The 22,565-nt window shown below is 65.3% G+C and carries 21 protein-coding genes; 14 read left to right on the plus strand and 7 right to left on the minus strand.

Annotated features, from left to right (window positions below):
- Positions 1–56: 56 nt before the first annotated feature.
- Positions 57–743, plus strand: coding sequence for a glutathione S-transferase (locus FJ957_RS10810; RefSeq protein ID WP_140831165.1), 687 nt, complete (start codon positions 57–59; stop codon positions 741–743).
- A 44-nt stretch (positions 744–787) separates the two neighbouring features.
- Here FJ957_RS10810 and FJ957_RS10815 read toward each other — a convergent pair whose 3' ends face one another.
- Positions 788–2,692, minus strand: coding sequence for a VWD domain-containing protein (locus FJ957_RS10815; RefSeq protein WP_140831167.1), 1,905 nt, complete (start codon positions 2,690–2,692; stop codon positions 788–790).
- A gap of 233 nt (positions 2,693–2,925) precedes the next feature.
- Entirely contained in the window at positions 2,926–3,921 is a 996-nt protein-coding gene (locus tag FJ957_RS10820; protein ID WP_140831169.1) for a transporter, read from the minus strand.
- Positions 3,922–4,169: 248 nt separating this feature from the next.
- Between FJ957_RS10820 and FJ957_RS10825 the strand changes: the two genes are divergently transcribed.
- The 4 genes from FJ957_RS10825 to FJ957_RS10840 all read left to right on the plus strand — a co-directional run bounded on the left by FJ957_RS10825 (position 4,170) and on the right by FJ957_RS10840 (position 6,831).
- Positions 4,170–4,391 (plus strand): DUF680 domain-containing protein, encoded by a 222-nt coding sequence (locus tag FJ957_RS10825; RefSeq protein ID WP_140831171.1) that lies wholly within the window; start codon positions 4,170–4,172, stop codon positions 4,389–4,391.
- Positions 4,392–4,697: 306 nt separating this feature from the next.
- Positions 4,698–5,669, plus strand: coding sequence for an MBL fold metallo-hydrolase (locus tag FJ957_RS10830; RefSeq protein WP_140831174.1), 972 nt, complete (start codon positions 4,698–4,700; stop codon positions 5,667–5,669).
- A gap of 36 nt (positions 5,670–5,705) precedes the next feature.
- Positions 5,706–6,167: a tetratricopeptide repeat protein gene (locus tag FJ957_RS10835; RefSeq protein WP_140831176.1), complete on the plus strand. Its 462-nt coding sequence runs from the start codon at positions 5,706–5,708 to the stop codon at positions 6,165–6,167.
- Between the two features lie 157 nt (positions 6,168–6,324).
- Entirely contained in the window at positions 6,325–6,831 is a 507-nt protein-coding gene (locus tag FJ957_RS10840; protein WP_140831178.1) for a DoxX family protein, read from the plus strand.
- 23 nt (positions 6,832–6,854) lie between these two features.
- Here FJ957_RS10840 and FJ957_RS10845 read toward each other — a convergent pair whose 3' ends face one another.
- Positions 6,855–8,105 (minus strand): ROK family transcriptional regulator, encoded by a 1,251-nt coding sequence (locus FJ957_RS10845; protein ID WP_140831180.1) that lies wholly within the window; start codon positions 8,103–8,105, stop codon positions 6,855–6,857.
- A gap of 188 nt (positions 8,106–8,293) precedes the next feature.
- Here FJ957_RS10845 and FJ957_RS10850 point away from each other — a divergent pair, with 188 nt between their 5' ends.
- From FJ957_RS10850 to FJ957_RS10870, 6 genes are all read left to right on the plus strand, one after another.
- On the plus strand, positions 8,294–10,858 hold the full coding sequence (locus FJ957_RS10850) for an ATP-binding cassette domain-containing protein (RefSeq protein WP_140831182.1): 2,565 nt from the start codon (positions 8,294–8,296) through the stop codon (positions 10,856–10,858).
- Positions 10,855–11,844, plus strand: coding sequence for an ABC transporter permease (locus tag FJ957_RS10855; RefSeq protein WP_140831184.1), 990 nt, complete (start codon positions 10,855–10,857; stop codon positions 11,842–11,844). Before FJ957_RS10850 ends, FJ957_RS10855 begins: the two co-directional genes overlap by 4 nt.
- Before the next feature lie 49 nt (positions 11,845–11,893).
- Entirely contained in the window at positions 11,894–12,895 is a 1,002-nt protein-coding gene (locus FJ957_RS10860) for a rhamnose ABC transporter substrate-binding protein (RefSeq protein WP_140831186.1), read from the plus strand.
- Between the two features lie 66 nt (positions 12,896–12,961).
- Positions 12,962–13,180, plus strand: coding sequence for a hypothetical protein (locus FJ957_RS32175; protein WP_246685806.1), 219 nt, complete (start codon positions 12,962–12,964; stop codon positions 13,178–13,180).
- Complete coding sequence (locus FJ957_RS10865; RefSeq protein ID WP_246685807.1) at positions 13,174–13,722, plus strand: glutamine amidotransferase; 549 nt, start codon at positions 13,174–13,176, stop codon at positions 13,720–13,722. The genes FJ957_RS32175 and FJ957_RS10865 overlap by 7 nt, the downstream gene beginning before the upstream one ends.
- A 172-nt stretch (positions 13,723–13,894) precedes the next feature.
- Complete coding sequence (locus FJ957_RS10870) at positions 13,895–14,203, plus strand: hypothetical protein (RefSeq protein WP_140831188.1); 309 nt, start codon at positions 13,895–13,897, stop codon at positions 14,201–14,203.
- Positions 14,204–14,222: 19 nt separating this feature from the next.
- Here FJ957_RS10870 and FJ957_RS10875 read toward each other — a convergent pair whose 3' ends face one another.
- The 3 genes from FJ957_RS10875 to FJ957_RS10885 form a co-directional block, all read right to left on the minus strand.
- On the minus strand, positions 14,223–15,005 hold the full coding sequence (locus FJ957_RS10875) for a glucose 1-dehydrogenase (RefSeq protein ID WP_140831190.1): 783 nt from the start codon (positions 15,003–15,005) through the stop codon (positions 14,223–14,225).
- Between the two features lie 101 nt (positions 15,006–15,106).
- Positions 15,107–16,747, minus strand: coding sequence for an ABC transporter substrate-binding protein (locus FJ957_RS10880; protein ID WP_140831191.1), 1,641 nt, complete (start codon positions 16,745–16,747; stop codon positions 15,107–15,109).
- Between the two features lie 27 nt (positions 16,748–16,774).
- On the minus strand, positions 16,775–17,815 hold the full coding sequence (locus FJ957_RS10885; RefSeq protein WP_140831193.1) for a 2OG-Fe(II) oxygenase family protein: 1,041 nt from the start codon (positions 17,813–17,815) through the stop codon (positions 16,775–16,777).
- A gap of 83 nt (positions 17,816–17,898) precedes the next feature.
- On the opposite strand from FJ957_RS10885, the gene FJ957_RS10890 reads away from it, so the two are divergent.
- Both FJ957_RS10890 and FJ957_RS10895 read left to right on the plus strand, forming a co-directional pair.
- Positions 17,899–18,252, plus strand: a complete 354-nt coding sequence (locus FJ957_RS10890; RefSeq protein WP_140651725.1) for a hypothetical protein — start codon at positions 17,899–17,901, stop codon at positions 18,250–18,252.
- A 12-nt stretch (positions 18,253–18,264) separates the two neighbouring features.
- Positions 18,265–19,683, plus strand: coding sequence for an FAD-binding oxidoreductase (locus FJ957_RS10895; protein WP_140831195.1), 1,419 nt, complete (start codon positions 18,265–18,267; stop codon positions 19,681–19,683).
- 547 nt (positions 19,684–20,230) lie between these two features.
- Here the strand turns inward: FJ957_RS10895 and FJ957_RS10905 are convergent.
- Positions 20,231–20,842: a TIGR00730 family Rossman fold protein gene (locus FJ957_RS10905; RefSeq protein ID WP_140831197.1), complete on the minus strand. Its 612-nt coding sequence runs from the start codon at positions 20,840–20,842 to the stop codon at positions 20,231–20,233.
- Between the two features lie 120 nt (positions 20,843–20,962).
- Between FJ957_RS10905 and FJ957_RS10910 the strand changes: the two genes are divergently transcribed.
- Entirely contained in the window at positions 20,963–22,543 is a 1,581-nt protein-coding gene (locus FJ957_RS10910; protein WP_140831198.1) for a LysM peptidoglycan-binding domain-containing protein, read from the plus strand.
- Positions 22,544–22,565 lie beyond the last annotated feature (22 nt).

Raw genomic sequence — 22,565 nt, forward strand, 5'->3', positions numbered from 1 at the left:
AAGTGCGAGACGGTTTTCCGTCCGGAATTGCGTAAACAAGAAGCAGAGGGCGCCCGATGTACGTTCTGCATATCGGCAACAAGAACTATTCGTCCTGGTCGCTGCGGCCGTGGCTGCTGATGCGTGTCCTCGATATTCCCTTCGAGGAGCGGCTGACGCCGTTCCCGACCGGATTGAGTTTCGGCCTCTACCGGCAGTTCTCGCCAAATGGACGCGTGCCCTGTCTTGTCGATGATGGCTGGGCCGTCTGGGATTCGCTCTCGATCGTCGAATACCTTGCCGAACGCCATCAGGGCGTCTGGCCGTCGGAGACGAAGGCGCGCGCCTGGGCGCGCTCGGCCGCAGCCGAGATGCATTCGCGCTTCATCGCGCTGCGCAATGACTGCCCGATGAGCTGCGGCGTGCGGGTAAAGCTTTCGCCCATGTCCGGCGCGCTAAAGCACGACATCTTCCGGATGGGAGACTTGTGGAACGATGGCCTTGCGCGTTTCGGCGGACCTTTCCTGGCTGGCGATCGTTTTGGTGCCGTCGATGCCTTCTTCGCCCCCATCGCGTTCAGGGCGCAATCCTATGGCCTGGCATTCGAAGGCGCAGCCGCCGCCTATCCGTCGCGGCTGCTCGATCTGCCGGCCATGCGCGAATGGTTTGCGGCCGGACTTGCCGAGACGTGGCGCGAACCCGACCACGACGCCGAAGTCGCCGCCGCCGGCGCCGTCGTCGAGGATCTGCGGGCAACCGCTTGAGGCGAGGGCGCGGGCGACAACTTCACCACCCGCGCCGGTCTGACCTACTGGATTATGCCGACGGCATTGGGGGCTGGTGTCTTGGCGTGGATCTTCGCCGCTCCGGCCTTGCCGATGACCGCGACGTCGAGGATGCAGGCATCCTGCAGCGGGCCCTTCTCGACGCCGGCCTTGGCGCAAATGGCCTCGGCCCGCTTAAGCTGGTCCCGCTTCAGGTCCTTCGCATAAAAGGGCTTGCCGGGGATGCCGGTCTTGATCTCCCTGCCGCATACCGAAAGCAGCGAATCCTTGGGATCGACGCGCCAGCTCTCGGCATAGGGATGGTAGATATCCTCGAAGGAAAACGGCGTCTTGAGGATACGGCCTTCCCGTGTCGCCAAAAGGTTGACGTCGTTCTTCGGGTTGGCGAGCAGGCCCTCGACCTTCTCCGGCCATTGACCGAGACCGACCTTGACGTCGATATAGTTTGGCGGATTCAGCGTCGCGACGACGGAATCGCCGCGCGCGTTCCTGATGACATAGACATTGCCGGTTCGCGTCACGTCGGCGCCGTCGGCGAGTTGCAAGGCGCCGCCGCGCAGGCTGACCGGCTTGCCGTCGACGACAAGCCTCTGCGGCTTGGCGCAGATGGCGACCGTGGTCTTGCCGAGTCGGGCCGCGACCGCGCTGTTGACGGCCGCGTTCGGCCATGTCGGCGCACCGGAGACCTGACGGTTCTGGACGATGAAGTCCGGCCCGGAATCCGCCAGCACGAAGTCGCCCGAAGCCTGGAAGTCGTAGAGCAGGCCGCTGAACGTCGTCAGATGGGTGTCGCCGACACCGGCCGCGGCCGCGCAGTTCGACGCCGCGCCGCCGGCGGTGCTTTCGACGAAGAGCAGCGCCGGTCCGGGCGGTGGGGCCGAAGGCGCCGTCGGGCCAAAATTCAGGTTGTTGGTCTCGGCGGTGAACCCCTGCGCCACGCAGGTCGGCGAGGCGTTGCCGCCATAAATCACCTGCACCCTCGGCGTCAGCGATGCGCCGCTGTTGAAACTCGCCTGGCCGCCGCCGGCGCTGTTGCCGCCATCGCCGAAGATATTGAACTCGGCTGTCTGCCAGCCGGACGCCGCGTTGACGGCGTTGTCGCCGGTGCGCGAATAAATCGTCCCGCCGACCGTCACGTTGATGCTGTCGCCGCCAGCGCCGACATTGCCGGTCAGGCTGAGCTGGGCAAGATTGGTGACTGGCTGCAACGGCACTGGCACCGCGCCCAGGCTGTTGTTCTTCCAGCAATAGATATCGGTGTCGCCGGTGAACGAGAACTGGTTCCAGCTCGCGCCGGATGGGCAGGTCTTGTTGTACTTGATCAGCCAGTACTGGATGTAGCCCCGGGCGATGCTGCCATTGTTCTCGAAGACGAATTGCTGCCAGCCCTGGCAATTGGGATTGGGCGAGCCGGTACAGGACACGGAGCTCGGGAAGAAATTGGTGTTGAGCTGCAATGTATAGGCATTGGCTATCGACGGCCCCGAATTACCGATCGGGCCGCTTTCGCTGGTCACGTTGGTGACGTTGTCGAAGGAGCCGATCGCCGTCGAGATGAAGCCTGAGGGCGCTTGCGCCGCGACGTCGTTGCTGTTGCCCACGGTCAGCGGATGCGGCCCACGCCGCGGCGGCTGCGGATAATTGGGTGTCTCGGTGCAGGTGATCTCCTGCCATTCACGGCTGGGATATTCGGCCTTGAAACAGCCCTTTTTCGGCTGCGGCACCTGCGCCATCGCATTTCGCCAGTCGATTTGCCGGGCGCGTTCCTCCGGCGAGACGGCGGTCGTTGCCTGACTGGCAGTGGCCGCGGCTGGTTTGGTCGTCTCGGCGGCGGCTGAGGCGCCGGAAAGGGCGCCGCACAGCATGGCCGCCAGCGATAGCATGCGCAAGATTCCGGGACTGCTCTTGGGAATGGAATGAAGTTTCATGGGTCAACTCCTGGCTTTTGCTGGCGCCCCCGTTCAATCGGGCGCCCAGACAACCGGGCATCGAAAAAGAAGCCGCGCCGGAAAATTAGCCTGACCACGACTCTTGCCGCCCGGGCTGAACCTATGATCGATTAGAAACGGCGAATGTAACGCCCTTCACGCCCCAAATGCTTCACAAGAAAAATGGCGTGCCAGCCGCGATATACTGAAAATGCGAAGGTCCGTTGCTTTCCTTACACCCGCCCCAGCCGCCGCACGATCGTATAGATGATGCCGGCGATGACGACCGAGATCGCCGTCACCACCCAGAAACCCAGCGGCGTGTCGACCAGCGGCAACCCGCCGACGTTCATGCCGAACAGGCCGGAGATGATTGTCATTGGCAACAGCACCGCCGTCATGACGGACAGGATATAGAGCAACTGGTTCGACCGTTCGGTGAGCTTGGCCATCAGCTCGTCCTGCAACAGGCGCGTGCGCGCCTGCAACTGCTCGCCGTCGTGATGCAGCGTGTGCGCCCGGTGCGATAGCCGCGTCGCCATGTCGTTGATCGGGTCCGGCAGCTCGTTGCGATGTGAGTGGTCGAGGTGGCGGAAGAGGTTGGTGAGCGTCGCCATCTGCCGATGGATCAGCACCAGCTGCCGGCGCGCATCGACCAGCGCCTGGCGCTCGCTGTGCCATGCATCGACGACGATCCGGTCCTCGATGCCGTCCAACGTATCGCCCATCTTGTCGAGCTCGGCCGCCATGCCGTCGAGCGACTGGCCCATCACCGCCTCGATCAGTTCGGCCGGCGTGCAGAATTTTCGCGTGCCGCTCTCCACCAGCTTGCGGATCTTGTCGACCGATTCCAGCGGCTGCTTGCGGGCGCCGACCAGCATCTTGTCGTTGAAGGCGAAACGGAAATGCGTGAGCCCGCGCGCCTCGGCGAAGTCGTGTCTGAGGTCGGGCAGGTCGCCATAGAGGAAGTCGCCCTCGAAATCGATCTGGCAGCCATGGCTGGGCGACAGGAAAGCATCGCGCACCGGCTGCGGCAGAGCCTGCTCGGCGCCGATCTCCTGGCGGGCGCGCATGTCGGTGATCTGGTAGCTGCGCCAGCTCCAATGCGCCTCGGCGGGATCCTTGGTGCGTGAACCGTCGGCCTTGAAATGATAGATGAAGAACAGCCCGTGCTCGTCGGGCAGATAGGGCGAGAGATCGGTGCCTTCGGCGGGGAGGGCGATGTTCATAGCGGCTTCGCCGGCTCTTGATGTGGTCGAGGTCGCGGGGGGCGGCCAGGCAGCGTTTCTAGCATGCGCCACCCGTTTGGGTGTGACAGTTCGATGACGGCCGGCGTCCGGCCCGCCTCAATCCTGATTTCATGTATTCCGAAAAAATTCTCCCGCGCCCGGGAATAAAGCCCGGGCCTTCCGGGTCTTGGCTGTAGCGAGACCGTCCTCCCAAGGCACGCATCAACCAACCCGGAAGGAATACGCGTATGAATAGAACCGTCTTCACCGCTCTCGCCATCCTCGTTGCCACCGGCAGCGCCTTTGCCGGCGGCGACCACTTCCCCTCGACGAACGGCGGCCAGCAGGCCGCCGCCGTCGACACCACCACCACCGCTTCTATCGCGAAGCCCGACATGGACCGCCACGAGATGAAGCCGGCGGCCAGGATCACTGCGGAAGAGCCCGGCCAGGGCATCTGGGGTCGCTGAGCTAGGAGTCAGGACCGAAAGGTCCTCACCCAGGAGTCAGGACCAAAACGTCCTGATCCCCGGCGGGACCGAAAGGTCCTCGCCCAGGAGGCGGGGCCGAAGGTCCTGATGCCGGTGCGAGGAAGGCACGCCTCGCCCTGGGTCAACGACCAGACGTCCCGATCTCCCCGGCGCCGGCCGGTCTTCAGTCGGACCGGCCGGCTCCGGTTTCCGCAGCCGGCGGAGGGTCGCACCGGGCCCTCCGCCATTCTCTCATACCGCCTGAAACCCTGAAGCAAACGCGCAAGCCACAAGAGGAGATTTCTGATGTTCAACATGACACGCCGCATGGTGCTCGGTTCCGCCGCCGCCGCGGCAGCCTTCGGCATTGCCGGCAAGCTGGAATTCGCGCCCGCGGCTTACGCCGAAACCCCGGTCGAGCCGCTGGTCGGTTTCTACAAATACAAGGTCGGCTCACTCGAGCTCACCGCCATCTATGATGGCATCTGGCGCAAGCCGCACGACCCGGCCTTCATCAAGGATGTGTCGGTCGACGACACCAAGGCGGCGCTCGCCAAGGCCGGACTGACCACCGAATTCATGCCGATCCCGCTCACCGTCGTGGTGCTTCAGATGAACGGCCGCACCATCATGATGGACGCCGGCTCCGGCGTCGGCCAGTGGCAGGCCAACGCCACGCATCTGCCGGCCAACATGAAGGCCGCCGGCATCGACTACAAGGCGATCGACACCATCATGATCTCGCATTTCCATCCCGACCATGTCTGGGGCCTGATGGAGAAAGGCACCAACAATCCGGTGTTCCCGAATGCCGAGCTGATCGTCAACGCCACCGAATACAATTGGTGGACGGATCCGAGCCGCCTCGCCAAGCTGCCCGAGGGCCGCAAGCCGGCGGGCAAGCGCATCGCCGAGAACTTTCCGAAATGGAAGAACTGGAAGCTGGTCGACGACGGCATGGAAGTGGTGCCCGGCATCCGCCTCATGGCGGCGCCCGGCCACACGCCCGGCCATTCCGTCTACCATGTCGATGCCGGCTCCGAGCAGTTCCTCGTCTCTGCCGACACCATGTACGTGCCGGCGCTGCTTGCCCCGCATCCCGAATGGCAGGGCGCTTACGACCAGGATGGGCCGATGGCGATCACCACGCGCCACCGGATCATCGACCAGGTGATCGCCGACAATGTCCGCATCTGCGGGTCGCACTTCCCGTTCCCCGGCACAGGCAGCTTCGTCAAGGACGGCAACGCCTACGCCTTCACCCCAACCCAGATCTGATCAGAATCGGATCCTGAACAGAAAGCGGCAACTCCAATGAAACACGCACTTTTCGCGGTGCTCGGCGCCATTGCGGTGCTGACCGCGGCCCCCATCGCCATCGCCGTCCCGGCCTATGCGGTGGACGATATCGAAGGCCCCGACGCGCCAGACCTGACGGCCGTCAAGGCCAAGATCGAGGCCAAGGACTACAAGGGCGCGCTGGCCGAGCTGCGCGACCTTGCGCAGGACACCCAGCAGGCCGACGTCTACAACCTGCTCGGCTTCACGCTGCGCAAGACCGGCGACTACCAGACCTCGCTCACTTACTACACCAAGGCGTTGGAACTTCAGCCCGACCACAAGGCCGCGCATGAATATCTGGGCGAGCTCTATGTCGAGACCGGCGACATGGCCAAGGCGAACGAGCAGCTCGCCTCGTTGCAGAAGCTCTGCCCGTCGGGCTGCGAGGAGCTCTCCGACCTCAAGCAGGCCATCGACACCAAGGTGACGAAGTAGGCGGCCCATAAGGGCTCGCCATCCTTTTGGGCGCCACGGCGGTAGCGCCCGAAAACCGGAGCCGGCGTTCCTCTCCCTCGCGCCGGCTCCGACCCTTCAACGCGCGCGTCCATAGGGACGCGCCGCGCCACCTGTTTTCCAAAGATTGGAGCCGACCATGACACCGATCGAACTTGCCGAAAGACTTCACGCCAGGGACGCGGTCCTGCTGGCCGGCCGGCTGCTGCTGTCCTTGATCTTCGTGCATGAGGGACTGGAGCTGGCGACCCATTTCGAGGGCGCCCAGAAGGCGATGGCCGCGCTTGGCGTCGGCACGCCGCTGCTCTTGGCCACCATCGCGCTGCAGCTCGGCGCCGGCCTCTCCGTGGCGCTCGGCATCCTGGCGCGGCTCGGCGCGATCGGGCTCGGCCTGTTCTGCCTGATGACGGCCGGCCTCTTCCACACCAATTTCGCCAGCCAGAACGAATTGCTGCATTTCGAGAAGGATCTCGCCATCGCCGGCGGCATGTTCATCCTGGCGCTCAGCGGCGCGGGCGGGCTGTCGCTCGATCGAGTGTTGATTGGTATGATGAAGGGCAGGACGGGCGCAGGCACAAATATTGACACCACAGCCACGCCCGGCGAGCCCCATCTTTCCACCGGTGCGACAAGCCTGCCTGTGTGACAGCCACCCCGCCGCTTTCGCCCTCAGCACTGGCTGGCGAGCGCCGAGAGGCTCCCCAGCAGCTTCGTCCGGTCCTTGCCGATCATCAGCACGCTGCTGTCGGGCGCGAGCAGCGCCGAGAAGGGCAGCATCGCCGCGCCGATCGGCGAGGCCTCGGGGCCGAACTGTCCAGGCACGATTTCCGGCGCGACGATACCGATGGCGCTGACCCGATTGAACTGGCTTTGCACCTTCGCCAGCAGCTCGAGATGGATCGAGCGCGGCAGGATCGAGTCCAGCACGATCGCCTCGATGTCGATGACCGAGGTGATCGCGATGATCGCCTCTACCAGCGCGTTGGCGCAGTCCTCGATCCATTCGAACAGCGGCTCGCGCGCGCCGGCCGGCATGGGGTCGAGCTCCCGCACCCGGACGATCTCGATGCCGCGTGATTTGAGATGGTTGACCAACACATAGATCGAGGCGCGGTGCAGCAGGCTCTGATAGCGCGCGGGCTTGGCCGCCACCGAATCCAGGCTTGACGGCGAGACCGGCAGCGGGCCGAGCGCTGCGCTGTTGCCATGCGGGCCGGTATGCACCTTGCCGCTCTGCACCAGGCCGCCGCCGACGAAGGTGTCGATCGAGATATGCATGAAATCGTGAAAGCGCGCGCCGGCACCTTGCACGAGCTCGGCCAACGCCGCCGATGTGGCGTCGTTCTCGGTGAACACCGGGACCTTCGGCGGCGTCGCGAAGAAGGTCATGAGGTCGATCGCTTCCCAGCGATCGCCGAGATCATCCGGAAAGCCGAGCTCCTCGCTCCAGCCGCCGAGGAAATAGGGCGAGGCGATGCCGACGCCGACGATCGAGGCATCGTCGAGGCCGTCGACCAGCGCCTCGAAATTGGTAAGCGAGGTGTTGCCGGCCCTGCGCACCAGATCCGGGTCGGGATAGCGGTATTCGTGCGACGCGCGCGCCCGCACCTCGCCGGCGAAGTCGACCAGCACGGCTTCCAGCGCACGCCGGCCGATCTTGATGCCGACGCTGTAGATGCGCTCCGGCGCCAGCCGGTAGAGGATCGAGGGCGACCCGCGCTGCCCGAACCTTTTTCCCACTTGCTTTACGAAACCGGCTTGCTCCAGCCCGTCGACGATGTCGGCGACGGCGGCGGGGGTGAGGTGTGCAGCACGCGCCAGATCGGACTTGGATGCTTCCTTCAAGCGGCGGATGGCGTCGAGAACGAAACGTTCGTTATAGTGCCGAACCTTGACCGAATTACTGCCTTTTCCCGACAAAACGCCATCTCCCAAGTCTGCCGCAAGCGCGGCCGGCTCCATCCGTAGTCACGGCCATAAGGATCCCGGACCACGAGCGAGCGCGACGCGACACTGCGCGTTGCGCACAAGGAAGTCAATTTTCCGGTTGCGGGTTTGGCATATTTAATATAGCAAACTGAAAAAATAACTACGACCAGGGAGGAAACGTGCTGCAGCAAGGCGCGCTTGGCGAAGCCGTCGCGACGGCGGCAGGGGCAGTTGCACCGGTGGGGCTGGTCGGCGCCACCAAGGCCTTTGGCGGCACTGTTGCGCTGAAGAACGTTTCCTTCGAATTGCGCTCGGGCGAGGTGCTGGCGCTGCTCGGCGAGAACGGCGCCGGCAAGAGCACCTGCGTGAAGCTGCTCGCCGGCGTGCATGCGCCGACCGATGGCCATGTCGAGGTCGACGGCAAGGCCGCCAGCTTCCGCTCGCCGCATGACGCTCAGGCCGCCGGCATCGCGGTCATGCATCAGCATCCGGGCCTCTTTCCCGACCTGTCGGTCGCGGAAAATATCTATCTCGGTCACATGCCGCGCGACCGTTTCGGCGGCATCGATAACGCCGCCATGCTCGCCGGCGCGCGAAAAGTGCTGGCGACTGTCGGCCTTGCGGTGCCGGCCGACACCAGGCTCGGCGCGCTGCGCACCTCCGAGCAGCAGCTGGTCGAGATCGCTCGCGCGCTCTCGCTCGACGCCCGCGTGCTGATCATGGACGAGCCGACCGCCGCGCTCTCGCAGCGCGAGGTGGAGCGGCTATTCGCCGTCGTCGCCGATCTCAAGTCGCACGGCGTGGCGATGATGTTCGTCGGCCATCGCATGGATGAGATCTTCCGCGTTGCCGACCGTATCGCAGTGCTGCGCGACGGCCGCCTCGTCGGTGTCCAGCCGAAGGCGGAGCTCGGCCGCGCCGCGGCGATCTCCATGATGGTCGGCCGCGAGGTGAGCGATCTCTATCCGGATCGCCGCGAAAAACCCAACGCGCTGGTGCTGGAGGCGAGGGCGCTCTCGCGCGCCGGCGCCTTCGCCGATATCGACCTGAAGCTTCATGCCGGCGAAGTGGTCGGGCTCGGCGGTCTGGTCGGCAGCGGCCGCACCGAGATCGCGCGCGTGCTGTTCGGCATCGACCAGCCTGACGGCGGCGAAATCCTCATCGACGGCAAGCCGGTGCGCTTCACCTCCGCGCGAGACGCCATGGACGCCCGCATCGCTTATGTCTCGGAAGACCGCATGGGCCAGAGCCTGGTGATGGATTTCGGCGTCCTCGACAACGCCGTGCTGCCGGTGCTGGACAAGGCCGCGCGCTTCGGCCTCTACGGCGCCGACCGTGCCATCCGCCTCGTCGCCGATTGGCTGCAGCGCATGAAGCTGCGTTTCGCCGGCTATGGTCAGCCGGTGAAGGAGTTGTCCGGTGGCAACCAGCAAAAGGTGGTGCTGGCCAAATGGCTGCGCACCGAGCCGCGCGTCCTGATCCTCGACGAACCGACACAGGGCATCGACGTCGGCACCAAGGCCGAGGTGCATGCCATGATCGCCGACCTTGCCGCCCAAGGCATGGCGATCCTTTTGATCTCGTCCGAAATGCCCGAGCTCATCGGCATGTGCGACCGCATCGTCGTGCTGCGCGAAGGTCACTGCACCGCGGAGTTTTCGAGCCGTGAGGCGACCCAGGAAAAAGTGCTCGAGGCCGCGACCCGCACGGTCGAGCAGGCCGGCGCGACGACGCAAACAGAGCAGGGCGCGCTCGAGGAAGCAAGCAAAGGCCCCGCGAATATCCTCAAGCGCCGCGAGTTCGGTCTGCTTGCCGCGATGCTGGCGGTCGCCATTCCGGTCACCATCATCAACCCGCGCATGGTCAGCGCCGCCAACCTGACGGCCGTCTCGATGGACGCGGCGCTGCTGGTGGTCGCGGCACTTGCCCAGATGCTGGTGCTGATCACCCGCAACATCGATCTTTCCATCGCCTCGGTGATCGGCCTGTCGGCCTATATGGCGGCCAGCATGGTGCAGGTCTATCCGGGCCTCGACATTACCATTGGCCTCGCGACCGCCTGCGCCGTCGGCACTGTCTGCGGGCTCATCAACGGCCTCGTCGTCACCCGGGGAAAGATCCCGGCGATCGTCGTCACCTTAGCCTCAATGTCGATCTTCCGCGGCTTCAACTCGATCTGGGCCGCCGGTGACCAGATCAGCGCCGACGAGGTGACGCAAAGGTGGCTCGACATGACCGGGCTGAAACTCGCCGGCGTGCCGCTGATCGTCGCCATCGCGGTCCTTATCCTCGGCGCCGGCTATGTGCTGCTCTACCGCACGGCGATCGGACGCGAGCTGTTCGCTACCGGCTCCAATCCCGATGGCGCGCGCCTCATCGGCATTCCGGTCGACCGGCGGATCCTGATGGCCTTCGGCCTGGCGGGGCTGCTCGGCGGCCTCTGCGGCGCTCTCTGGGCCTCGCGCTACGCGACCATCGACGCCCGCGTCGCGCTCGGTTTCGAGCTGACGGTGATCGCGTCCGCCGTGGTCGGCGGCGTCGCCATCCGCGGCGGGTCCGGCACGCTGCTCGGTATCGTGCTCGGGTCGCTGACGCTGCTGGTGATCAAGAACGGGCTGACCCTGGTGCGCGTCGATCCGCTGTGGCTGCAGGGCGTCTACGGCCTGGTGATCCTCGTCGCCATCGGCATCGACACTTTCATCGTGCGGCGCGCCGAGCAGGCCAGACAGGCGAGGATGAGATGACCAAATTCCTCCGCTCGATCGACTTCTGGGACCTGCTGCTCGCCGCCGCTTGCCTTGCGGTTTTCCTCTATGCCGCGATCTTCGTGCCGAACTTCGTCTCCGGCTTCAACCTGTCCCAGCTTGCCGCCAGCGCTTCGGAGAAGGCGCTGCTGATCCTGCCGATGACGCTGCTGATCATCTGCCGCGAGATCGACTTGTCGATCGCATCGGTGCTGGCGCTCACCTCGGTGATCTTCGGGCTGGCCGTCCAGGCCGGCATGCCGACCTTCGCCGCGATCCCGCTGACGCTTGTCTTCGGCGCGTTGCTCGGCGCCTTCAACGGCTTCCTGGTGTCGGCGCTCGGCCTCCAGTCGCTGGTGGTGACGCTGGGCACAATGGCCCTCTATCGCGGCATCGGCTACATCCTGCTCGGCACCGGTTCGGTCAACATCCTGCCGCCCGAAATCGTCGATTTCGGCATAAACAACCTGCCGGGCACGCAGATCCCCTGGACCATCGTGCCGTTTCTCCTGCTGGCGCCGGTCTTCGCGATCGTCTTGCAGAAGACCGCCACGGGCAAACGGCTCTATGCGCTCGGCGGCAGCCCCGAAGTCGCGCGCTACTCCGGCATCGACACCCGTCACATGGTGCTTTCGCTGTTCGTCGTGTCGGGCGTCGTCGCGGCCATCGCCGGTATTGTCTACACGGCGCGCCTTGCCAATGCGCGCGCCAACAACGCGCTCGGCATGGAGCTCGACGTCATCACTATCGTGCTGCTCGGCGGCGTCAGCGTCTTCGGCGGCAAGGGCAAGCTCACTGGCGTCATGCTGGCGCTGGTGCTGATTGCCATCATCCGAAACGTGCTCGCGCTCAACCAGATCGGCGGCGACGCGCAAGGCATGATCATCGGCCTGCTTCTGATAGGCTCGCTGCTTATCGGCAATTACTGGCGCTCCCTGGAGGAGCGCCTCTCAAGATCGCGCGCCTTGCGCGAAACCAAGGGGTGATCTCGGGCCCCTTCCCGCAAGCCCGAATTCTTAAACGGAGGAGTGTACAATGAAAGCGTTTCGACTGGCCCTGCTTGCATCCGCGGTTCTGCTTGCCCCTGCTTCGCTGGCCTTCGCCGACGAATGCGCCAAGGAGCCGGTGACCGTCGGCTTCCTGCCCAAGCTCGACACCGATCCCTATTTCAAGGTCGCCCAGCAGGGCGCGGAGGAGGCCGCCAAGGAGATCGGCGGCAAGGCGATCCAGGTCGCGCCCTCGCAAGCTACGGCGGAAGCGCAGATCGATTTCATCAACAGCCTTGTCACCCAGAAGGTCGGCGTCATCGCCATCTCGGCCAATGACGCCAACGCCGTCGCCCCGGCGCTGAAGCGCGCGGCGCAGCAGGGCGTCAAGGTCGTGTCCTACGATTCCGACGTCGCCGGTGACGCCCGCGCGGTGTTCGCCAACCAGGCCAAGGGCGACAGCCTCGCCGAGATGATGCTGGAAAGCGCCTACAATCTGATAGGCGGCGAGGGTGATTTTGCCATCCTGTCGTCGACGCCGACCGCCACCAACCAGAACGCCTGGATCGATTTCATGAAGAAGAAGATGGCGGCCGAGCCGAAATTTTCGAAGATGAAGCTTGTGCAGGTCGCCTACGGCGAGGAGAGCGAGCAGGTCAACCAGCAGCAGGCGCTGGCTCTCGTCCAGGCCTTCCCCGACCTGAAGGCGATCATCGTTCCGGCCGGCATCGGCCTGCCGGCCGCGGCACGCGCGCTGGAGGAAGCCGGCCTGATGGGCAAGGTCAAGCTGACCGGCCTCGCGCCCGCGACGCTGATCTCGAAATACATCAAGGACGGCTCCGCCCAGGACATCTGGTGGAACGTCTCCGACCTTGGCTACCTGACCTACCAGGCCGCCCAGGCCCTGGCGCAGTGCAAGATCACCGGCAAGGAAGGCGAGAAGTTCAACGCCGGCCGTCTCGGTGAATACACGATCGGCGCCGGCGGCGAACTGGTGCTGGGCCCGGCCAAGATCGTGACGCCGGAAAACCTGGCCGAGTTCAAGTTCTGATACTTTCCAACCCGGCGGGCGCCTCGGCGCCCGCCGCTCTATTCTCGATCGCGCGGACGGTTAGGCATGAAGATCCTGCTTGCGGGCGAAACCTTTTCGGCCACCACATCGGTGGCTTCCGGCACCGAGGTGCTGACGAGCGCCGCCTATGTCAACGGCGCCGTCGCCTTCAACGCCGCTCTGGCCGCCGAAGGCATCTCCCGATCACCCAGATCGGCGGCGAACGCTGCCCGGCCGAATTCCCCTACGACCTCGAAGCGCTGGCGCCCTATAGCGCTGTGGTGATCTCCGATGTCGGCGCGCTGAGCCTGCTGGTCACGCCGCAAGCGCGCGCCGGCCGTGTCGGTGTCAACCGCCTCGACGTTCTGAAGGCCTATGTCGAAAGCGGCGGCGGGCTGATGCTCGCTGGCGGCTATATGGGCTTTCAGGGCATGTTCGGCACGGCGCGCTTCCACGACACGCCGGTGGAGGATGTGCTGCCGGTGCGCTGCCTGCCTTTCGGCGATGGGCTGGAGGTGCCGCAGGGCTTGCAGGCGTCCATCCTTCAGGCGTCTCATCCGATCCTTGCCGGCATCGACGGACCGCTGCCGCCGATCCTCGGCATGAACAAGACGGACCTGCGCCGCGACGGCAGCTCCCGGCTGCTCGCCTCCTGCCATTATCGCGGCGCCGACTGGCCGCTGCTTTCGGTGCGCGAGCACGGCAAGGGCCGGACCGCCGCCTGGACGACCGACATCGGCCCGCATTGGCTGTCGCAGGATTTTTTGGCATGGCCGCTTTACGGCCGGCTGATGGCCAACATCGTCCGCTGGATTTCGGGCGACTGACCCGTACCGCTTTGACCAGTGCCGCCGCCCGGCGCTGCCTTCGGGCATCGCCAGCTTGACCGCATTGGCGGCGCGGCACTCGTATCCTTGCGGCCGAGGCCGGCGGCGCACGTACCATGATCGCCATCGCCGGACCGCCCGCCGGGGGCGCGAGAGCACTGCAAGCGTCGCCGTGCCGACCTTCGACCGGCCGCTCGACCTGTCGCGCGCCGGCGCCCGGCTGATCGCGCCGGCGACCCGCTATGTTGTCGTGGAGGGCAACTACCTGTTGCTCGGCCGCGCTCCATGGTCCGGCCTTGCCCGCCTGTTCGACCTGACGGTCTTCCCCACCGCGCCGCGCGCCGAGCTCGAACGAAGGTTGCTCAAGCGCTGGACCGATCTCAGCTACCCGGATGAATATGCGGCCGCCAAGGTTCGCGGCAACGACATGCCCAATGTCGACCTCGTGCTGGAACACAGCATGCCGGCGGATGTGGCGTGAGAGTCGAGGTGAGGGGCCGTCACAATACGCTGGTGATCCCGCCATCCACCAGCAGCGTCTGTCCAGTGACAAAACTCGCGGCGTCCGACGCCAGGAACACCGCCGCGCCCGCCAGTTCCTTGACATCGCCCCAGCGCCGCATCGGCGTGCGGGCGGTGAGCCAACTTGAGAATTTCTCGTCGGCGACGAGTGCGGCATTCAGCTCGGTCTTGAAATAGCCCGGCGCGATGGCGTTGACCCGCACGCCGTGCTGGCCCCATTCGCCGGCCATCGACTTGGTCAGCATGGTAATCGCCCCCTTGCTGGCCGCGTAAGGCGCGATCGAGGGGCGGGCGAGCGCGCTCTGCACCGAGGAGACGTTGATGATCACGCCCTTGCGGCGTTGGATCATGCCCTTCACCGTGGCGCGGCTCACCTTGAAGACGCCGTCGAGATTGGTCGCCATCAGCGCGTCCCAGTCGGCATCGGAAAAAGTCTCAAGCGGCGCACGGCGCTGGATGCCGGCATTGTTGACCAGGATGTCGATCGGCCCGGTGCCGGCTTCGCTCGCCGCAATCGCCGCATCGACCGACTGCGTGTCGGTGACGTCGATCAATGACTCCGTGACCGTGTAGCCGTTGCCGCGCAGGCGGTCGCCGGCGATCTTGAGCTCGTCGGCCTTGCGGCCGCCTATGGTGACGCGCGCGCCGGCGGCGGCCAGCGCCTCCGCGAAGGCGAGGCCCAGCCCACGGCTGGCGCCGGTGATGAAGGCATGCCTGCCTTCGAGGCCGAAGAGACGGCCGAGATAATCAGTCGAACGCAATTTGCACCTTCATCGATGTGTCGACGGGCATTGTCAGCCTGCCCAACAGCTCAAGCAAGCGCAAGGCGTCGGCCAGCACGGTCACGCCTTTGCGGCCTGCCTTAAGCGGCGAGCCACACGTCGGTGAAGTCCAATTCGTATGTCGGATGTGCGTGGCGGTTCATCACCTGCTTGGCCGAATGGCAATAAAGCTTCATCCAATAGGGCTGGATGATCACGCCGGACCGCTGCAGGATCGTCTCGACGTCCTTCATCACCGCCTTGCGCTTCTCGATATCAGCGGTCTTCAGCGCCTCGTCGAGCTTGGCGTCGAATTCCTTCGAGGCGAAGCCGCTCTCGTTCCATGCCTCGCCCGTGCGGTAGGCGAGAGCCAGCACCTGCACGCCCAGCGGCCGCATCGCCCAGTTGGTGGTCGAATAGGCGAATTTCGCCCAGCCGTTCCAGTAGGTCGAGGCCGGCAGCACCGTGCGCTTCACCTTGAAGCCGGCTTCGCGCAACTGCGAAGCGATCGCGTCGGCGGTGTTCTTGCGGTAGTCGTCGTCGATCGAGAACAGCTCGTGCTCGTAGCCCATCTGGCCGGCCTCGGTCATCAGGCGCTTGGCCTCGTCGAGATCGCGCTTGATCGGCGGCAGCTCCGCATATTCGGGATGGATGCGGCAGACATGGTGGTTCTCGCCCACTTCGCCGGCGCCGGCGAGGCCGAGCTTCAGCACCACCGAATTGTCGACGGCAAGCTGCAGCGCGCGCCGCACGCGTTCATCGCTATAGGGCGCGGTCGTCGCATTGGCGCGGGCGACCACCGTAGAGGCCGAAAGGATCTCGCTCTTGGTCAGGCCCATGCCGTCGAACACCGAGATGAAGTCGCCATTGCTGTCGAGATTGGTATGCACCTCGCCGGCCTCGAAGGCGCTGACCAGCGCGTTGGGATCGACGCCGTAATCGATCATCTCGATGCCGTCGAGCAGCGCTTCGCCACCCCACCATTTGCCGTTCGCGCGGCGCTTGAACACCGCGCGCTGGCCGACATCGAGCGAGACCAATTCGAAGGCGCCGGTGCCGATCGGATGCTTGGCGAGATCGCCGCCGCTGGCGTCGAAATCGCGATGCACGAGCAGCGCCGGATAATCGGCGAGATTGGGGATCACCGTCACGTCCGGCGCCGAGAGGTTGAGCACGACCGTGTGGTCGTCGACCTTCTCGATGGCGCCGGCGCGCAGCTTGCCGCTGTCGCCCTCGGTGAGGCCGGCAAAGCGCCGCGCCATCGAATTGCCGGCGGCCGCTGTATCGCACCAGCGGGTGAAGTTGAAGATCACGTCGTCGGCGCTGAAGACATCGCCATTGTTCCAGGTCGCGTCCTTGCGCAGATAGATCGTGTAGCGGGTGGCGTCGTCGTTGACCTCCCAGCGCTCGGCAAGCATCGGCTTGAAGGTGAAGGTTTCCGTGTAGCGCACCAGCGGCTCGAGGAACTGCCGGCCGATATTGCCGAGATCGGAGGAATCGAACGTGCGCGGATCCTTCAGCCCCGGCACCAGCATCGCAACTTTCAGCACGCCGCCGTGCTTCGGCTCGTCGGCTCGTGCCTCGGTCCGAGCGGCAAGGCCCGCCATCGCATAGGCCGCTGCGGTGGAGGCGCCGAGCGCGCTGGCCACCGCCAGGAACTCGCGACGATCGACCCTGCCTTGTCTCACCGCGGCCTCCCATCCGCCGAGGACGGACGGCAATTTGCGCGTTTCGGTGCTCATTGTTTGGTCCCTTGTTGGTTGGTGCGTTCAGGCGGCCGCCGCCCGCCTTGGCTTCCGCAAAGTCTTGACGCCGGCCATCTCGACGAAGTTGGTCGCCGACTCCCACAGATAGTCGCCATAGAGGAAGGGCGCGAAATCGCTGGCGCCCTTGATCGGCAGCGGTGCGATCTCGGCGTCGACGCGCGGCTCGTAGAAGAAGGGGATGGAGTAGCGCGCCGTCTTCGGCGCGATCACCCGGTGGCGCGTCGCCTGCACCACACCGCCCGTCCAGCGTTCCAGCAACTGCCCGAAATTCACCGCCAGCGTGCCGTCTGCGGGCGGCACGTCGATCCACTCGCCGGCATGGTTCCTGGCCTGCAGGCCTTCGACGCCGTCCTGCGCCAGCAACGTCACGAAACCGGAATCGGCATGCTCGCGGCCGATGACCAGCCGCCGCTCGCCCTTGTGCATGACCGAATATTCAGGCTTCGACAGGTCGACCGCGCCATCCTCGGTGCGCAGCGGATAGCGGATCAGCCTGAGCGTCGAGATGCCGCCCTGGAAATGGCCGTCGAAAATGTCGTCCTCGAGCCGGAGGCTGCGCGCGATCGAGGCCATCAGCGCCGCGCCGACCTTTTCCATCGAGCGGTAATAATGCGCTGCCGCCGCCTTCCACCCTGGAACATCGTTCTCGGCCGGCAGCGGCGTGCGTTCGAGCAGCGGATCGTCGGCCGCGAATTCGGCCTCGGCATGGGCGATGTCCGGCCCCATGTCGATGCCTTCCTTGTAGGACACCGCGGTCGGCTGCAGCGGGAACCAGCCGCGATAATAGTTCGATTTCGACGGATCGAAATTCCAGCGCAGCAGCTTCTGCTTTTCCGCGTCCGGCAAGTCGAAGATCTTCAGCAACTCGCCGCGCCGTTCGCGCGTCAAAAGCTCCGCGCCCGGAAAGCCGCGCGCGGTCATGAAGCCGATGCCGGAGGCGGCAGTGAAGATCTGGCGGTCTGCCTCGTCGCGGGCAGGCGACGGCGGGCCGAACAGCGGCGCGATGTCGATGGCAGGGATGCCCCCGGTGGTGTCGTCGCTCATCTCATGATCCTTGCGATGCCTGGGACCGGGCGTGCCGCTGTCGAATCCGCCGACAGGCGCGAGCACGCCATGAGGCGCGGCCCTTGCTCATTGTCTGGAAGGATTTCTGGATTGCCTGGCATCGCGATCCGTTTCGTTCCGACGCCTTGCCGGTCGGAGAAAAGCGGCTCGAACCCGGTGCCATGGTGGGAAGAAACGTCCAACAGGCAGGCAGCTTTGTCAAGCGTGGGCTGGCGGTTGACAGACCGTCCGGCCTGAACGACAGTCGCGCCACCCCATGGCACAGGGCTTTCAAGGGAACGAGCCGCAATTCGACAGGTCGCAGCGCGACCCAGCGGAGAAGCGAGATGCTCGACGAAAGCCGTATCGATCCAACCAACTGTGATTTTCGCGGACGCCCATTGGCACGTGTTCGTTTCGCTGCGAACCAACGTTAGGCGAGGGCGTTCATGTCCATCTCAGGCAAGAACGACATCGACTGGCAGGCCTTCGCCAAGGCGCTCGATGGCATCGAAACCTTCGACACGCCGTCGATCGTGAAGAAGCGCTCGCGCGATTTCTTCTGGTACAGCCCGATCCTCAGCCGTGAATTGTCGTCCTGTTTCGGCGATCTCGTCGCCGCGCCGGCCACGCTGGACGAACTGGCGCGCTGCCTGGCGGTCGCGGTGGAGTGGCGGGTGCCCATCGTCATCCGTGGCGGCGGCACCGGCAATTACGGCCAGGCGGTGCCGATGGACGGCGGGCTGATCGTCGACATGACCGGCATCTCGCGCGTACTGGAAATCGGTTCCGACACGGTGCGCGCCGAGGCCGGCGCCCGCATCGGCGATATCAACGCCGCGCTCGGGCGCCACGGTCGCGAGCTGCCGATCGTGCCCTCGACCGAAGCGGTCGCCACCATCGGCGGTTTCATCGCAGGCGGCTCGGGCGGCATCGGTTCGATCCGCCACGGCATGCTGCGCGATGGCAAGAACATCCAGGCGATCGCAGTGCTGTCGATGGAGAGGCAACCGAAACGCCACGTCTTCACCGGCCCCGAAATCCTCGCCATCCATCATGCCTGGGGGCTGAACGGCGTCATCACCGAGTTGACGCTCGGCACCGTCGCGTCGCCGCGCCGGCGCAACATCATCGCCTCGTTTGACACTTACCGGCAGGCCTTCGAGGCCGGCATCGCGCTCGGCAACGCGCGCTCGCTGAGCCTCAAGCTGCTGACAACGATAGACGGCCGCATCGCCGCTTCGATCACCAAGCTCGGGGAACTCGCAAGGCGCCGGCGCGACCTCGCCATCGTCATCGTCGCCGAGCCGGATGCGGCGGCGGTTCGCGATGTGCTGCGCGACCATGGGGGCACGGTCGAGATCGACCTCGACGCCGATGGCATCGCGGCCTCAGGCCTGCCGGCGCTCTCCGAATTTTCCTACAACCACACCACGCTGCAGGTGCTGAAGCAGGACCGCACCGTCACCAACCTGCAGATCATGTTCCCGGCACCGCTCGACAGCGGCCTGATAGAGCCGCTGCAGGAAATCTTCGGCGACGAGGTGCTGATGCATCACGAATTCGCGCTGCTCGACGACCGGCTGGTCGCCTTCGACCTGCCGATCGTGCGCTACACCGACGACGCGCGCCTGACGGAAATCACAGCCATCTATGAAGCGCATGGACTGGGCACTTCAAACCCGCATGTGCCCTATGTCGAAGGCGGCAGCATGAAGCCGGATTTCAAACATCTGGCGTGGAAGAAGCGGCTCGACCCGGACGGCCTGCTCAACTCGGCGAAATCGCGTTTCTGGAACGAGGTGAAGCATTTGTCGGCCGAAGAGATCGAGGCCTTGCCTCGCCGCCGGATGAAGGATCGCAAATAAGCACATAAACTGGTTTTGGCGCCTGCGCGACTTGTGCCGCGCAGGCAGGGTACGCCGCTAGTGCAAGTAACCGAGCAGCCAAAGAACAAGGATGATGGGCAAGGGAATCCCGATAAGCCAAAGCAATCCGCCTCGCAGCATGACGATCTCCAAAATGTTGCTATGTGAGGCAACGCTAATGCGTGATCTTGGTTCCCCGCCCGCGTTCGTACGCTCGCGGCTGGCAGATATTCGCACCTTCGCGAGAATCGTCTCGGCGAATCCGGAGTTGGTCGTGAAGCCGCTGCGCCGCAGCAGCGCGCCGCCGTTAGCCGTTCGAGGGCGCGGTGCATTCCGGACTGGTCGCCGCGATGCTGCGGGATTTTCGCAGAGAGCGGCCGGATTTCCATCTGCAATTGCGCAGCCGGCGGACAGCGGCGCAGTTCGAGGATCTGCACCTCGCCTGGCGCAGGAATGATCGGCGAGCGGTTCTAACAGACCTGACGAGATGAGCAGGGAAAATGAGCCACGCGACGCTGCTTCAGGTCAGGCCGGCCTCACCTGAAGCCTACATCTTGTCTATCACCGACCGAACGCCTTCCGTCGGCGCGTCGACCGACGATCCGGCCACCATGATGGCGGCGACGATCGCCTCCGGGTCGTCGACGACCAGCGGCTTCACCCTATGCGCGGTGTGGATGAAGCCTTCCTCGGACATATGCTCGATCAGCGCCAGCATCGGGTCCCAGAAACCTTTGACGTTGGCAAAGACGATCGGCTTGCGGTGATGGCCGAGTTGCGCCCAGGTCATGATCTCGACGATTTCCTCGACCGTGCCGATGCCGCCGGGCAGCGCCACAAAGGCGTCGGATTTCTCGAACATGCTGTGCTTGCGCTCGTGCATGTTATCGGTGATCAAGAGTTCGTCGAGCTTGTCGAGCGCGGTCTCGGTCGCTTCCTTGTTGATCAGGAAGCGCGGGATGATGCCGGTGACCTTGCCGCCGGCCTTGAGCGCGCCATCGGCGACGGCGCCCATGATACCTTTGGTGCCGCCGCCATAGATCAGGCGCAACCCGGATTTGGCAAGCGAGCGGCCGAGCGTGTGGCCGGCCTTGATATAGGCCTCGTTGCGGCCCGGAGACGAGCCGCAATAGACACAGACGGATCGAATCGTGTTCATGGCGATGATTGGTGATGGGGACGGTTGGCGCGGTCAAGCCCGCGGGCGGGCTTTTTCTTGTGAGCATGGAGAAAACACGCTAGACCGGGCGTTAGGTGGCTAAGGGGGCAATAAAGAGTTATGGCTGTCAATCCATTGAAGGCGTTTCTGTTCGCGGCAGGCGGCTCGGTAGCCGTGGCCGGGACCGCCTACGTATCGGGCGCGCTCGATCCGTATCTGAACCAGAAGCCGGCGCAGATCGCAGCGCTGCCGCAGACCGATGCGAAACCGGCTGAATCCTCGAGCACGAGCACAGAGGCGCGCGTCCCCCAGGCTCCGGCGAACACAATGGCGCCAGCCAATACCATGGCGCCCGCCAATAAGATGGCGCCGGCCAACAACGCCATGGCGCCCGCCAATACGATGGCCTCGGCCAACAATGCCACGGCCCCCGCCGCCGCGGCCGGTCCGACACTTCCGACCTTCGATGTCGTGCGCGTCGAGGGCAATGGCGCGATCGTCGTCGCCGGCAGCGCCGCGCCCAACGCCAAGGTCGAGATTTTGAATGGGGGCACGGTACTCGGCTCGACCGATTCCGGTCCCGACGGGGCCTTCGCCATCGTGCTCGACGATCCGCTGAAGCCGGGCGACTATACGATCATGCTGCGCCAGACGGTTGGCGGCACGACCGTCGCCTCGGCCCAGACCGCTGTCGTCTCGGTGCCGCAGAGCCCGACCGGCCAGGTGCTGGCCATGGTCGAGGAGCCGGGCAAGGCCTCGCAGTTAATCACCGTTCCTGAGGCCGAGACCAAGCCGGCCGCGACCGACCAGGCCGCCGCACCGGCGGCCCAAGCTCCGGCGACGACCGCTCCGGCTACGACTGCGCCGGCCGCGTCCAGCACGGCGCCGGCCGCGACCGCGCCTGCCGCGGCTGCTGCTTCGGAACCCAAGATCGCCGTCGAAGCGGTCGAGATCGACGGCAGCAAGATCTTCGTCGCCGGCACCGCCGATCCCGGCCGCAAGGTGCGCGCCTATGCCGACGCCATCCTGCTCGGCGATGCAAAGACCTCGCCCGACGGCCATTTCCTGATCGAGGCGACACGCGACATTCCGGTCGGCAACTACACCATCCATGTCGATGGCCTGGACGATGATGGCGTCAAGGTCGTCGCCCGCGCCGCCGTGCCGTTCGAGCGCGAGCCCGGCGAGTCGATCGCCGCCGTCGCCCCGACCGAAACAAAGACCGGCGAGGCCAAGCCTGCCGAGACCAAGCTTGCACAGGTCCAGGGCGCGGGGTCCCAGTCGGCGGAGGCCAAGCCCACGATGCCTGCGGCAGGCACGGAGACCAAGCTCGCCGAGACGTCGGCAACGGCCACGGCGGAAGCCAACAAGCCCGCTGCGCCTGCCGAGGCGCCTGCAAAGGTTGCTGAGGCGACGCCCTCGACGGACGTGCCCGAGACGGTCGCGCCGAAGCTCGAGCATGCCGGCGGCGCCGTCATCATCCGCCGCAACGACACGCTCTGGCGAATCTCGCGCCGCGTCTACGGCCATGGCGTGCGCTACTCGACCATCTATCTCGCCAACAAGGACCAGATCCGCGATCCCGATCGCATCTGGCCCGGCCAGGTGTTCAAGGTGCCGTCCAAGTCGAAGGAAGGCGAGGACGCCGACATGAAGGCGATCGGCGAGCAGGCGACAGCGGCGCCGGCGAAGACGGAGTAGGGCGGCAGCGTAGACGCCATCG

Source organism: Mesorhizobium sp. B2-4-6 (assembly GCF_006442775.1).
GTDB lineage: Bacteria > Pseudomonadota > Alphaproteobacteria > Rhizobiales > Rhizobiaceae > Mesorhizobium.

Coding starts and splice junctions, on each gene's coding strand:
- FJ957_RS10860 (WP_140831186.1), top strand. CDS start 11,894: ATGAAAGCGTTTCGACTGGCCCTGCTTGCATCCGCGGTTCTGCTTGCC.
- FJ957_RS32175 (WP_246685806.1), top strand. CDS start 12,962: ATGAAGATCCTGCTTGCGGGCGAAACCTTTTCGGCCACCACATCGGTG.
- FJ957_RS10810 (WP_140831165.1), top strand. CDS start 57: ATGTACGTTCTGCATATCGGCAACAAGAACTATTCGTCCTGGTCGCTG.
- FJ957_RS10905 (WP_140831197.1), bottom strand. CDS start 20,842: ATGAACACGATTCGATCCGTCTGTGTCTATTGCGGCTCGTCTCCGGGC.
- FJ957_RS10880 (WP_140831191.1), bottom strand. CDS start 16,747: ATGAGCACCGAAACGCGCAAATTGCCGTCCGTCCTCGGCGGATGGGAG.
- FJ957_RS10830 (WP_140831174.1), top strand. CDS start 4,698: ATGTTCAACATGACACGCCGCATGGTGCTCGGTTCCGCCGCCGCCGCG.
- FJ957_RS10855 (WP_140831184.1), top strand. CDS start 10,855: ATGACCAAATTCCTCCGCTCGATCGACTTCTGGGACCTGCTGCTCGCC.
- FJ957_RS10825 (WP_140831171.1), top strand. CDS start 4,170: ATGAATAGAACCGTCTTCACCGCTCTCGCCATCCTCGTTGCCACCGGC.
- FJ957_RS10840 (WP_140831178.1), top strand. CDS start 6,325: ATGACACCGATCGAACTTGCCGAAAGACTTCACGCCAGGGACGCGGTC.
- FJ957_RS10885 (WP_140831193.1), bottom strand. CDS start 17,815: ATGAGCGACGACACCACCGGGGGCATCCCTGCCATCGACATCGCGCCG.
- FJ957_RS10820 (WP_140831169.1), bottom strand. CDS start 3,921: ATGAACATCGCCCTCCCCGCCGAAGGCACCGATCTCTCGCCCTATCTG.
- FJ957_RS10910 (WP_140831198.1), top strand. CDS start 20,963: ATGGCTGTCAATCCATTGAAGGCGTTTCTGTTCGCGGCAGGCGGCTCG.
- FJ957_RS10815 (WP_140831167.1), bottom strand. CDS start 2,692: ATGAAACTTCATTCCATTCCCAAGAGCAGTCCCGGAATCTTGCGCATG.
- FJ957_RS10895 (WP_140831195.1), top strand. CDS start 18,265: ATGTCCATCTCAGGCAAGAACGACATCGACTGGCAGGCCTTCGCCAAG.
- FJ957_RS10835 (WP_140831176.1), top strand. CDS start 5,706: ATGAAACACGCACTTTTCGCGGTGCTCGGCGCCATTGCGGTGCTGACC.